13 protein-coding genes and 1 pseudogene are annotated in these 13,290 nt (G+C 37.6%); 7 read left to right on the forward strand and 7 right to left on the reverse strand.

The features are described from left to right. Positions 1-84: 84 nt before the first annotated feature. Both narI and V7097_RS02690 read right to left on the reverse strand, forming a co-directional pair. Positions 85-784 (reverse strand): annotated as a pseudogene (gene narI, locus V7097_RS02685) (respiratory nitrate reductase subunit gamma). A gap of 199 nt (positions 785-983) precedes the next feature. Continuing rightward, positions 984-1,496: a molybdopterin dinucleotide binding domain-containing protein gene (locus tag V7097_RS02690; protein ID WP_335702049.1), complete on the reverse strand. Its 513-nt coding sequence runs from the start codon at positions 1,494-1,496 to the stop codon at positions 984-986. Positions 1,497-1,543: 47 nt separating this feature from the next. On the opposite strand from V7097_RS02690, the gene V7097_RS02695 reads away from it, so the two are divergent. From V7097_RS02695 to V7097_RS02715, 5 genes are read left to right on the forward strand one after another with little or no spacing between them, the layout of a single operon-like run. Beyond that, positions 1,544-2,443, forward strand: a complete 900-nt coding sequence (locus V7097_RS02695) for an ABC transporter ATP-binding protein (RefSeq protein ID WP_335702050.1) — start codon at positions 1,544-1,546, stop codon at positions 2,441-2,443. Position 2,444: 1 nt separating this feature from the next. Continuing rightward, complete coding sequence (locus V7097_RS02700; protein WP_438824185.1) at positions 2,445-3,191, forward strand: ABC transporter permease; 747 nt, start codon at positions 2,445-2,447, stop codon at positions 3,189-3,191. Continuing rightward, complete coding sequence (locus tag V7097_RS02705; RefSeq protein WP_335702051.1) at positions 3,192-4,328, forward strand: sensor histidine kinase; 1,137 nt, start codon at positions 3,192-3,194, stop codon at positions 4,326-4,328. Next, entirely contained in the window at positions 4,325-4,927 is a 603-nt protein-coding gene (locus V7097_RS02710) for a response regulator transcription factor (RefSeq protein WP_335702052.1), read from the forward strand. Before V7097_RS02705 ends, V7097_RS02710 begins: the two co-directional genes overlap by 4 nt. A gap of 24 nt (positions 4,928-4,951) precedes the next feature. Continuing rightward, positions 4,952-5,131, forward strand: a complete 180-nt coding sequence (locus V7097_RS02715) for a hypothetical protein (RefSeq protein ID WP_335702053.1) — start codon at positions 4,952-4,954, stop codon at positions 5,129-5,131. Positions 5,132-5,178: 47 nt separating this feature from the next. On the opposite strand, the gene V7097_RS02720 is transcribed toward V7097_RS02715, so the two are convergent. From V7097_RS02720 to V7097_RS02735, 4 genes are all read right to left on the reverse strand, one after another. Beyond that, a complete protein-coding gene (locus V7097_RS02720) occupies positions 5,179-5,628 on the reverse strand; it encodes a YueI family protein (protein ID WP_335702054.1) in 450 nt (149 codons plus the stop codon). 142 nt (positions 5,629-5,770) lie between these two features. Beyond that, positions 5,771-6,115 (reverse strand): hypothetical protein, encoded by a 345-nt coding sequence (locus V7097_RS02725; protein WP_335702055.1) that lies wholly within the window; start codon positions 6,113-6,115, stop codon positions 5,771-5,773. Between the two features lie 18 nt (positions 6,116-6,133). Further along, positions 6,134-7,162 (reverse strand): alpha/beta hydrolase, encoded by a 1,029-nt coding sequence (locus V7097_RS02730; protein WP_335702056.1) that lies wholly within the window; start codon positions 7,160-7,162, stop codon positions 6,134-6,136. 134 nt (positions 7,163-7,296) lie between these two features. Next, entirely contained in the window at positions 7,297-8,727 is a 1,431-nt protein-coding gene (locus V7097_RS02735) for a DEAD/DEAH box helicase (RefSeq protein WP_335702057.1), read from the reverse strand. 188 nt (positions 8,728-8,915) lie between these two features. Here V7097_RS02735 and V7097_RS02740 point away from each other — a divergent pair, with 188 nt between their 5' ends. Then, complete coding sequence (locus tag V7097_RS02740) at positions 8,916-10,109, forward strand: MFS transporter (RefSeq protein WP_335702058.1); 1,194 nt, start codon at positions 8,916-8,918, stop codon at positions 10,107-10,109. Between the two features lie 54 nt (positions 10,110-10,163). Here the strand turns inward: V7097_RS02740 and V7097_RS02745 are convergent, their stop codons facing one another. Beyond that, positions 10,164-10,541, reverse strand: coding sequence for a hypothetical protein (locus V7097_RS02745; protein ID WP_335702059.1), 378 nt, complete (start codon positions 10,539-10,541; stop codon positions 10,164-10,166). A gap of 1,202 nt (positions 10,542-11,743) precedes the next feature. On the opposite strand from V7097_RS02745, the gene V7097_RS02750 reads away from it, so the two are divergent. Next, positions 11,744-13,177, forward strand: coding sequence for a short-chain fatty acid transporter (locus V7097_RS02750; protein WP_335702060.1), 1,434 nt, complete (start codon positions 11,744-11,746; stop codon positions 13,175-13,177). Positions 13,178-13,290 lie beyond the last annotated feature (113 nt).

Below are 13,290 nucleotides of genomic sequence, written 5' to 3' on the forward strand. Positions count from 1 at the left end.
CGGACTCAGTTCACTGAAAACATAAATTGTCAGTACGAATGAATACATTTTTTCGAACTAAAAAAAAAGGAGGCTGCCCTCCCCTTAGTTTTGACGTGTGTTTTTCGAGCATCCATCACGCGAGCGGTATTGCTGCGGTGCTCTTGTTGGGTAGCGTAATGGAAAACTGAACATATGTACGAGCTTTGTAAATGGAATCGATGCAAATAACAGAAACGACAGGATAACATGCATTTTAAACAGGGTTGGAACCCCGAGCATTAATTCAGGCTGTGGATTAAGTGTGAATAAGCTTCGAAACCATGGCCCAATTGAAATCCTGTATTCATAGGCTGCAACGGTCGTGTTGTAGACAATTGTCATATGTACCTAAACCAGCTACTAGGAGTAATAGGATAATCGTAAAATAACTACCCGCTGACGTATGGACATGGACACGTTCAATTACAAACTTTCGGATCAAAAATAAAATTAAACCGAGGACAACCATCAGTCCGGCAACCCCACCGCCAACTATTGCAAATAAGTGATACGTGTGGTCGTTAACTCCGATTGCATTGTAAAACTCAAGCGGAATCAACATCCCCATCACATGACCGAAAAAGGCAAAAATGATCCCGTAATGGAAGATGACCGATGCATAGCGCAGCCACTTTTTTTCAAAGATTTCCGTTGATGGTGCTGTCCAGCTTTTCCCCCGGAACACAAACCGATAAAATGTCCCTACAACAAGGATTGCTATACATATATAAGGGTATGCTGTCCACCAGAAATGTAATTCCATCCATTTACCTCCTTTCAAATTGATGACGCAAACATTACACTTATCCACATAAGAACATTTGTTTTCCACAACCTGTGGATGCTTTTGTGGATAGTGTTGAAAGTTTACTGAATATTTTTTTCCACAATATCCACGTTATCCACAGATAACCATCGCTTTTATCCACATTGCCCACATTATCCACAAAGTTATGAACATTTTATTTATAAAGCATCGGATATGGTAGCTCCTCTAAATCTGCTTCCTCACGCTGATTTTCTAGCAATGTGATTTCTTCTGCTTCTGGTGCTTCAAAGACAAACATCATTAATAAGTCTAAAATCCCGTTGTATGGATTCGAATCGATAAGGTTCTTATGAATTCGATCGACCGCAAAGGCTAAGCGCCGGTATAACCGTTCAAAGTTTTCGCCCTCTGGTGCATGTGCTAAAAGCTCGAACAGCATTGGGATATAATCCACAATTTCCTTGCCGTTGTAAGTTAAAACAGCCCTTGCGACAACGGCACCGATGCGGTTATATAATTCAATCCAGTCATTATCTTTAATTCCGATTTCAGCAGCATCATCTTCATATAACCAGACAACCTGCCAGCCTCTAAAAAGCTGAACCATGTTTTTAGTATCTGTGAACATTGTGTGGAAAAATGATAGTCGGAGCCAGATGCTGCTACCTAGATGACAATTGTCATTTAAGTTAATGACATTATCCACTAATCGAGATTGTTGCGTCGTTTTACAATGATGGTGGAGGTGTTTTTATGGAACCGATTATTGAGTTAAGACAGGTTAGTAAGTTATTTAAAAACAAAACTGCTGTGAATCAGATTTCTTTTTCAATTGAAAAGGGCGAGGTTGTTGCCATTTTGGGACCAAATGGTGCTGGAAAGACGACAACAATGATGATGATGTTGGGGCTATTAGATCCAACAGATGGAAGTGTAAAGTTATTCGGACAATCACCAAAGGAAAAATCAACCCGTGAAAAAATCGGTGCTTTGCTACAAGAGGTTAGTGTAATTGACGCCTTGAAGGTGCGAGAAATTATTCAGCTTTTCAGGAGCTATTATCCCCATCCTTTATCCTACGAGGAGCTAGTTGCATTCACTGGATTTACGAAGGATGAATTACAAAAACGTGCAAATAAACTTTCAGGTGGTCAAAAACGACGCCTTGGCTTTGCGCTCGCAATGGCAGGTAATCCCGATGTCCTTTTCTTTGATGAGCCGACAGTTGGCATGGACGTGACCGCAAGAAAACTTTTCTGGAATACGATTAACGAATTAAAAAATCGTGGGAAAACGATCATTTTTACAACCCATTATTTACAGGAAGCTGATGATGTTGCGGGAAGAGTGATCCTTTTTCATGAAGGAAAAATTATTAGTGACGGAACCCCTAAAAATATTAAAGCTAGATTGTTAAAGCAATCTGTTTCTTTTACTTTAATTTCCGCTCTAAACTTTGAAGAAATAAAAACCATTCCTTCTGTGACCGATGTCTATGAAAAGGATGGACGAATTTTTGTATTAACGGACAATACTGATGAAGTTTTAGCATCCTTATATAACCTAAAGCTTCCTGTCCAAAATATCGAAATTGAACGAGGTCGCCTCGAGGATGCATTTGAACAATTAGTAGAAAATAGGGAGGCTATGTAAATTGAATAGTTTTTTCATGCAGTGTAAGTTCGAGACTTTGAGGATTTTCAGAAATCCCTATTATGTATTTTGGTCATTGTTCATGCCAATTGCTTTTTACTTTGTTTTTACGAGAATTTTTAATTCAGGAATGGACGATCAACAATTGTGGAAAGCACATTATTTAATGTCAATGACAACGTTTAGCGTGATGGGCTCTGCGATTATGACACTTGGCATCCGACTAGTTGAGGAACGAAAACAAGGTTGGTCCATGTTTATGAGAATTACTCCATTGTCTGATCAAGCGTATTTTGCTGCAAAAATGATTGGTCAGACTGTGATTCATATTTTTTCAATCATCGTTATTTTTGTAGCTGGTGCACTTATTAATGGAGTTTCCCTCTCTGCATTTGAGTGGATCATGTCTGGTTTATGGATTTTATTTGGTTCATTGCCATTTCTTGCATTAGGAACACTTGTTGGAACAATGAAAAGAGTGGATACAGCTGCAGGTGTTTCTAATATGATTTATATGGTTCTCGCCATCAGTGGTGGTATGTGGATGCCGATAGAAATAATGCCAAACTTCATACAATCTATTGGAAAATGGCTACCCTCTTACCATTTCGGCAGCGGTGCATGGGAAATTGTACGGGGTGGTTATCCAGATTGGCTTAATTTTACACTTTTGATTGGGTATCTCTTCTTATTCATGGTAATATCAGGGTATACAAGAAGAAAACAGGAAGCGGCGGTGGTAAGCTGAATGCTGCAAAAGTTAAAGGAGTTTAGGGTCTTTCCTGCAAGGTATGGATTTTTTCCCTATGTTTTTTTGATTTATCTTGCCATGCCAGCATACTACGTTACAATTGAGCATGGATGGAAACAAATTGCTGGGATCGGGCTGCTACTATTGTTTCTCGTAACCTATCGGCAACTCTATAACTCATTTGATAAAAATTCCTACACATTTTGGTTTGTTGTGCAAATTATTATAGTTTTAATTCTTGCAATCTCTTATAATCTTTATAATATATTTTTAGGATTTTTTTCAGCCCATTTTATTGGGTGGTATAGGAGTAAGCTGTCATTTTATCGTGCGTTGGGATTGTTTGGACTTGCGATTATCATTCCACTGCTTGTTAAGTGGGATACTTTGATTATGGAGACGATTTACTTTTATGCAATTTTTATGATAATTATGCTCGTTTCCCCATTTGGTATTCGCTCAATGAATAGCCGAATGGAGTTAGAAAAAAAGCTTGAAGAAGCGAACGAACAAATTGAGGAGCTCGTGAAGCGAGAAGAACGAATGAGGATTGCGAGAGACCTTCATGATACGTTAGGACACACACTATCTATGATTACTTTAAAAAGTCAGCTGGTTCATAAACTGATTAGTAAGGATCTTGAAAAAGCAAAGTTTGAAACAAAAGAAATTGAACGAACCTCCCGCTCTGCGCTGAGACAAGTAAGAGAATTAGTATCTGACATGAGGGCTGTTACGATCGCGGAAGAACTCATAGAAACGGAGACCATTTTACGGGCTGCGGGTATTTCGTTTACATTCGACGGAGACTCAAAGCTTGAGGATATTCCATTGCTTACTCAAAATATCCTTAGCTTATGCCTTAAGGAAGGCATTACAAATGTCATCAAACATAGTGAAGCAAAAGACTGTGCCGTCCTGCTCTTGAATAATCCTGGTGAAATCGAACTATCCATCTATGACAACGGTAAAGGACTTGATGAAAAGGATGGAGACGGTAACGGGTTAAAAGGAATCAATGAAAGGTTACGTTTAATCGACGGTTTTGTCAAAGTCATTTCGGAAAATGGAACAAAACTAATTATTACGATTCCAATTATCGCTAAAGAGAAAAAGGCTGGTGTTGGCTCTTGATTAGAGTAATGATTGCCGAGGATCAAGGGATGCTTAGAGGAGCTTTGGGCTCTTTACTAGATTTTGAAGAGGATATTGAAATTGTAGGGGAGGCATCGAATGGCAAAGAAGCATTGAAGTTGATCCTCACCCTTAAGCCAGATGTTTGTTTAATGGATATCGAAATGCCTTATATGAGTGGTCTTGAAGTAGCCGCAGAAGCAAAAAAACGTTTTTCTACTTGTAAAATCATCATTTTAACTACCTTTGCTCGCCCTGGTTATTTTGAACAAGCAGTTAAAATTGGCGTACATGGGTATATGTTAAAAGATGGCTCAGTGGATGAGCTTGCCGAGTCGATTCGTAGTGTCATGAAAGGAAAACGTGAATTTGCACCAGAACTGATTTTCGGAAGCATGAAAGAAGACAATCCGTTAACGGAGCGTGAACAGGACGTACTTCGATTGGCTTCAGAAGGAAAAACCTCAAAAGAAATTTCTTCACAATTATTTTTATCACCTGGAACTGTCCGAAATTATATTTCTGAGATCATTAATAAACTTGGCGTAAAAAACCGCACTGAAGCAGTTACCGTCGCCAAAGAAAAAAGGTGGATCTAGGTTCTTTAAAATGGAGGATCGGCAATGAAAACAATGCAGTCTAAATGGCTATTCGTATTACTGGTCATTTTTCTTATCACATTGATAGGTCAAACCGTTATACATTGGGGAACAAATATGAAGCTCGTGTGGTTTAACGGAGTTTGCGCATTTATACTCGGATTTATGATGATCATGATTCGCAAAAAATTCCACAACCATTAATGGACAGTGGGACGCGGAACCTGTAACCCACAAAAAGGGACTCTTCCCTACTTTTTAAATGTCTTTTTAAAAAGAGAGAAGAGTCCTTTTTTTTCTGCCTTTTTTTGTTGTGGCAGAACTTGTTTTACTTTATTACTAATATAGATGTCTTCCTTATCAATCGCATGATCAAATGCGAGTACGAGTCCAAGGTCTGAATTATAGTCTTTGTTCGTGACAATGGTGTACTCAATGTGATTTGCACCCGCTAGCTTTACATATTTAGATAAAGAGGAATAATCCAGATGGCCATTCAAGTACATATGTACTTTGTTGCTCTTTTTACAAGCATCTTGTATCTCCTGATATACCTTATTCTCTCTGACCTGCGTCTGCGTAAGTGCAAATTCGACCCGTTCTCTAATGGTTCCGAGAAATTTTTTACGCTCTTCTGGCTTTATTTCCTTCGTTCCATGTATCCCCTGTTGAAGATATTCATCTACATTCGACTTCGTCATACCCGTCCTCTCCTTCATCGTTCATCTTAGTTATTCCCATTATAACAATATCTTGCTCCTTTTATGAGTATTCCTGCCTGCACGTCTATGTTCCCAGGCTTTACGAAAAGAAATAGAGCATCCCACAGGATGCTCCATCTCTTTAAAACCATATTAGATAATAGACTAACCCGAAAAGAATCGCCACCACTATTCCCGCAGCCCCTCTTTTCTTATTTTTCTCCAATAATACGATGCTTCCTAATAGCCAACCCGCTACTAATAAATAGGCACCGATATGCTTAACTACAGAAATACCCGCAATCATTCCAGTAATAAAAAGAAGTATTCCTATATTTCTCAAACCATCTACCCAAAAATCGAAGTCCTTAAGTTGTTCCAAAAGCCGATTCCTGTTATCTTTTTTAGACTTTTTGTATTTCTTAATTAGGTTGAATCCAAATATTCCCCATATAAAAACTAATACCGCAACTTCAACAAAATCCATAAAAACTCCCTTCAACCACTATATTTCCGATTGACGCAACTCTTTTATTAAATGTTCTTCTATTAATTTTGTATCGTCTGGATGAAAAGCATGGGCTGATTTCTCTAACCAAATCATGCGTTTCCCTTTTGGTGCTTCAAGCCGATTAACAAACTCCTCTACTAAACTTCCATTCACATGAAAATCATGTCTTCCATGGATAAAAGTAACTGGTAAAGGAAGCTTAGGTACTGATTCCATAAAATTATTCGTTGCCAGCTCCTCTATGAAACTTTGTGAGTAAATAAGCTTGAAACCTTTATAATATGTATGATACACATCCTTAAGCGAATACTCATCGGATCTCACCATATCCATTGTGAGCCCAATAAGCCCAGGTGCATTTTCAGTTTGATAGACCAATGTATTAAAAATACGCTGCCACTTTCGAATTAGACTCCATTGGTCAAAACTTTCTATGTAAGGGGGTTCGCCTACATTTTCTAATTCAACAATTGCTTTCTTTTTTCCACGCCTTTTCGCTTCTTTTTTTAGCCAATTCAAAGCTAGTCGATCATTTTCCGTCCAGCTAATTATTTGGGAAAATCCAATATACGAATAAAATTTTTCAGAATACATGGATGCGAGATTTAAACCAATGGTTGTACCCCAAGAATGAGCGGCTAAGAAAATTTTATCTTGCTTAAATCGTTCTCGCAAGTAGTCTGTTAATTCATTGGCGTCCGAAATAAATTGTTCAATCGTCATAGAATCTTGTGGAATTTCCTTATGATAAGATTTACCTGTCCCCCTCTGGTCCCAGAATACTACAACAAAGTTTTTCACCAGTTCCTTCGTATTTGTCACAATCGTATAGTCGCGACCCTTGGAAGAAACACCTGGCAGTGGCATAGAAGGGCCGCCATGAATAAACAAGAGAACTGGTTTTGAGACATCAACTGCTTGAATTAAAATAGTTTGCTTAATGCCCCCAAGAATAATCGTTTCAACGGATTGTAACCCACTAGAAGGAATCTCATAATCAGGCTTCTTCGAAAATATACCCACACAATCCACCCTCTCTAAAAATGGAATTTCTTAAATATCTAATTCTACAAATACTGGAAAATTCCTGTTTGCGGGTCAGAGGGTCAGGTACACTGTCCCATCAACAAAACTAAGTGGGACGCGGAATCTCCATCCTATCTAGCAATATGCACTTTTAGCTGTTTGCCTTTTACGGTTGTATGTTTCATCGCTGCTAAAACAAGCTGGCCTTTTCCGTTTAGGATATCTATATATGTTGCGTTCTCCTGGATAGTGATGATTCCAATATCCTCTGCCGTTACCCCGGGTATTTTCGCAATCGTACCAACAAAGTCGACCACTCGCAGCTTCTTTTTCTTTCCGCCATTAAAGTAAAGCTTTAAAATATTTTTGTTTACTTGCTCTGCTTTATCATGTTTAGGACGTGGCATAGTGTTCATTTTTTCTACAAATGCCATTTTTGCACGAGCAACCTCGTCATTACTAGGAGATTCGACCATCCTAATTTCCTCTCCAATGTAGTCTTCAATTTCTTTTATTAAATCCTCTTCTCTCGATGTTGCAAGTGTAATTGCTTTCCCTGTTTTACCTGCGCGACCTGTTCTACCGATTCGGTGAACATACCGCTCTTTGTCCTGAGGTATGTCGAAACTGATGACAAGAGAGATATCTTCAACATCTATCCCCCGTGCCGCAATATCGGTAGCCACTAGATAACGGAATTTTCCTTTTTTAAAATCATCCATAACGGCGAATCGATCTTCCTGAACCATACTGCCATGGAGCTTGTCACAGGAATAATTAGCTTTTTCCAGCTTTCGATACAAATCGTCCACACCCTGCTGTGTCCTGCAGAAAATGATACAACTATCCGGATTTTCAACAATCGTAATAGCCTTTAAAAGGGAGAGCTTGTCTTCTTCTTCCGTATGTAACAAAAAATGATTAATGTTTGCTTTAGAAACATTTTCTACATCAATATACGTTGCTGACTTCATATATTTTACCGAAAGATTTTCGATATCCTCCGGTAAGGTTGCCGAAAATAACATTGTAACTCGATCATCCGGCAGTGCTTTGATAATAGCCTCTACCTGCTCGATAAAACCCATATTCAACATTTCATCCGCTTCATCGATCACTAAAAATTTTAGATTATCCACATAAAGGGTACCTTTTTGAATATGGTCCAGTACCCTCCCTGGTGTTCCGACAACAACATGCGTCTTTTGCTTCAGCTCTAGCTTTTGTCGTTCATAAGATTGCTTCCCAAATATGGCGGTCGCTTTTATTCGCTTAAAGCGACCGATACTGATAACATCATCCTTCACCTGTGCAGCAAGTTCTCTCGTCGGAGTTAAAATCAAAGCTTGTGGCTTGTTTTCCTCCCATTCAACCAATTCACAAATTGGAATCGCAAACGCTGCAGTCTTACCACTTCCAGTTTGCGATTTTCCAACAATGTCTTCTTGCTTTAGTGCAACAGGAATGACCTTCGCTTGAATCTCAGTTGGGGTTGTATAACGCAGACCAGAAAGTGCTTTTACAATTTCATCACTTAAATTATATTTATTAAAACTATTCATCAGAACTACCTCGTTTTTTCTTAATATTATAACCCATTTCCCCAATATGCTTGTTTCTCAAAATTTTGTCGAATGATTGGTACTAATTCTCTTTGACAAATGCTTTAAGATGTAATAACTTAGTATAGTTCTTGAATAATAGGATTGAAGTTTAATGAATTAACTAATAGATAAAAAGAGGTGCATCGATGACGGCAGACCAACGAAAAAAAATGATCATTTTGATGATCAATATGTTTATTGCAATCGGGAGTTTTGGAATTATTATTCCCATTTTACCTGCTTATCTTGAATCGATTAATGAGGGTGGAAAAGCCGCCGGTCTCATGATCGCCATTTTTGCAGGAGCACAATTTATTTTTTCACCAATAGCTGGAAAGTGGACGGATCAATTTGGTCGTAGAAAAATGATTATCTACGGACTAACAGGTTTGACACTTTCCATGTTTATTTTTTATTTTGTGGATTCAATTTGGTTGCTGTATGCTTCTCGAATCGTAGGTGGGATAGGTGCTGCGCTTCTCATTCCAGCAATATTTGCCTATGTAGCAGATATCACAACGATCGAACAACGTGCAAAAGGCAATAGTTATATATCAGCTGCTATGTCTCTTGGAATTGTTGTGGGACCTGGGATTGGTGGATTTTTAGCTGACTATGGGTTGAAAGTTCCCTTTTTAATTTCAGCATTGGTTTCCCTTGTATCGGTGATTTTCTCCTTTGCAGTTCTCAAGGAAAGTCAACAAAAAGTAGAAGGCTTCATGCCTGTTGATGATGAATCAATGGCGAAAAAGCTAGTACGCTCAGTACGAATGCCATTTTTCATTCCATTGGTTATTACACTTGTAATGAGCTTCGGTTTAATGAATTTTGAATCGGTCATTGGTCTTTTTGTTGATAACCAATACAATGCAACACCGCAACAAATCGCAATGATGATCACATCAACTGGACTTGTAAGTGTGATTGTTCAATTATTTGTTGTCGATCGTATGGTAACACGCTTTGGAGAAGGAAAAATCTTAAACATTTTTATTTCAGTTGCTGCACTCGGATTCCTTCTTTCATTATTTGCGAACAGTTTCGAACTATTTTTTGGAATTTCACTACTCATCTTCCTTGCAACTTCCATCCTACGTCCGGTGTTAAACACATTGATTTCGAAGCTTGCAGGTAATGAACAAGGATTTGCAATGGGGATGAACAACGCATACATGAGCATTGGTAATATATTAGGACCAACACTTGCTGGTTTATTATATGACGTCCAGATCGTCTATCCATTTGTGTTAGGACTTTTACTTCTAATGGTCACTTTATTCATAACAATTCTTTGGCAAAAAAACGCAAAGACGAAAACTCGTGTAAAAGCAATGATATAAATAAAATATGCGCATGGATTCAGGGATTGGTTACTGAAGCCATGCGCTTATTTATTATTTATGGACTTTTGATCTGAGATTTTCTTTATAAGAGTGTATGATTGAATGTATTGTGTGTTGAAGGTCATCAGGATCAGATTCAAGGAATAACACCTCATGCTTTCCCGCTTGACTCGGATCAAATCCCTCTTCAGAGTTGAAGACTAACACGACCTTACCTTCAGGGAGATGATTTGATATAAACGAACCCACTTGATAAATATTGTACACATAGGATTGAGGCAAAAAGACAAGTGACTCCTTGTACATTCGAAGCTTTTCGTAAAGCTTTGCCTCGTGTGCAAGCCACTCAACCTGAAACTCGCTATCCTCCAAACTTAATTCAAATATTTCTATCATTTTATCGTTTTCTACTATTGAAAATATTCGCATCCTAATTCACACACCCTTTTTAATTAAAAATCGGCACAATACATTTTGAATCAGGTAAATTATTAATGGTCCCATGAGTACGGATGGATAATAAATTCCTAGTACCGCAAAGACACCCGCCAGTAAAATCCTCGAAAATAGAGTCGACTCGCCATTTTCTTATCAACAGCTGATTTTAGCTTGTCATTATACCGTTAATTAGACGTAACTGAGGTTCCTTGTGTTCCTTTTCCGGTAGCTCATTTTCAAAATCGGGACCAAAATAATGTTTGGTCCGCATCTCTATTATCTTCCTACTAGGTTTTAATCACTTCTTTTCCTCCAAAAAGTTGTTTTGGTTCGTTTCGTTCTTAATATTGAAATCAACTATATTTTATATCGAACGACCTGTATTAAAAACAAATAAAATTGGTCATTTTTTCTATATTATGACCATCATTCTCTATTTATCTCTCTTTTTCTCACTCTATCTCATTATCTTTTATTAAGAACAAAATAATGCTAAATAATGAACAATAAAAAACATCTAAAAAGAACAACTTAAAAATTAACGATCAAAAAGTTCTGTAAAAAGCACAAAAAACATTTGATCTCTTATAAAATAGAAAAGAAGATGACCACATTTTGGTCACCTTCTTCTATGAGTGAGACAGAGGGACAGGTTCACTGCCCCAGAAAAATTTGGTAGAACAAAAGATCTGTCCCACTAAATTTACAAAGTTTTATTTTTCTCGATAAAAAGTAAAAACTTAACTCTTATTCTTTCTCTTGGGAGCTACAACACAATCTTGAACAAGAATGTCGAGTGTTCTCATTCTTGGTATTTATTTTACTTAATTTTCCTTTTAGTGCATTTCTTTTTCTCACCAATTAGCTCAACACTACGATGTAAAAAATCTCTCTATTATTCATAATAAGAATAAAATGTATTCCAATTATGAATTTTACATATATTCAAACAAAATGTAAACTCTTACATAATAAACAGCATGTGGAGGTTATGATGTGAGCAAGGTATTGAATTTCAATTTGGAAGCGATTTCATGTATTCGTAATAGTATTTGGTGGCATGGTAGTCTTTGAAAATGGTGATCTAGCAAACTGGATGTTTCCGGGAAAAATGTTGAAATTGCATTCATACTATGAAAATTATTATCTAGTTTATAAAAAAATAATCATCTTTTATGGAAGGCGTGTGTCATATGGAGATAAAAAAAGTAAATGAAGAAAAAAAGTTAGTAAATAAAGAACAAGAAGGACTGTTAGCCCGCATGGGTTATTCTCTAGCAAATTGGAGTGAAAAGTGGTTCCCAGATGCCTATATTTTTGCTGCGGTTGCTGTTGTTATAATTGCTATTATTGCTTTATTCATGGGAAGGACACCTGTTGAAATCGGCGTCGACTTCGGAACTCACTATTGGGATCTTATTCCTTTCACAATGCAAATGGCCTTTATCATTATTACAGGTTACGTTGTAGCTTCTTCTAAACCGGTTCATAAACTAATTGCAAAGCTTGCAGAGATACCTAAAACAGGAAAAAGCGCAGTAGCTTTTGTAGCCTTTTTTTCCATGTTTACCTCTCTCATAAGCTGGGGTTTTAGCTTGGTGTTTAGTGGAATCCTAATTAAGGAAATTAGCAGTCGAGTAAAAGGGGTAGACTACCGGGCAATGGGCGCTGCAGGGTTTCTTGGACTTGGAAGTGTTTGGGCATTGGGATTATCATCCTCAGCAGCCTTGTTAATGGCAACGAAAGCTTCCATCCCTCCCGATTTGTATGAAATTAGTGGTACGATTCCTATGTCAGAAACTATTTTCACATGGCAAAATTTAGTGATGATTGTTGTACTTATCGCTTTGTCTGTTTGGATAGCTTTTGTGTCTGCACCGAATAAAGAAAAAGCGAAGACTGCTGAAATGGCTGGGATTGATTATGGTAGAATCGGAACTCTCGAGGAAAAGAAGAAAGCTCAAAGACCAGGAGAATGGTTAGAATATAGCCCAATCTTAAATCTCTTATTAGTTGCTATCGGATTAATTTATATTATTAATGTAATTTCAAATACAGGACCAATCGCTGCACTTAATCTTAATAATTATAATTTTATGCTATTAATGATCGGATTACTATTACATTGGACACCTAGAAATTTCTTGAACTCCGTCTCTAATTCAGTACCAGCTATTGGTGGCGTGCTCATTCAATTCCCTCTTTATGCAGGGATCTTCGGAATCTTAATGAATTCCGGACTGAATGATGTATTAGTAAAATTCTTTCTTTCAATTTCAACTGAAAATACATTTCCACTTGTCTCGGGAGTCTATTCAGCAATTCTAGGACTCTTCCTTCCTTCAGGCGGTGGAAAGTGGATCGTGGAAGCACCATACTTGCTCGTAGCTGCAAAAGAATTAAATGTGAGTATGGCCTGGATTGTCCAAGTTTACAATGCATCCGAAGCGCTTCCTAACATGATCAATCCGTTCTTTATGTTACCTTTATTGGGTGTCTTAGGCGTCAAAGCAAAAGATCTCGCTGGGTATTCTATGTTGCAATTGATTTTCCATGCTCCTGTTGTACTATTCTTAGTTTGGATATTAGCCAAAACAATGCCTTATGTGGCTCCAATATTTCAGTAATTAAAATGGGGTTGTTCCATAAGTTTCAAAAACTTATAGAGCAACCCCATAAATTAAGTTTATTCCAATTCGATTTGTTTAGTCTCTTTTTCCTAAATAGCATCCTACAAATT

The organism is Bacillus sp. JJ1562, from assembly GCF_036962705.1.
GTDB lineage: Bacteria > Bacillota > Bacilli > Bacillales > Bacillaceae_L > Ferdinandcohnia.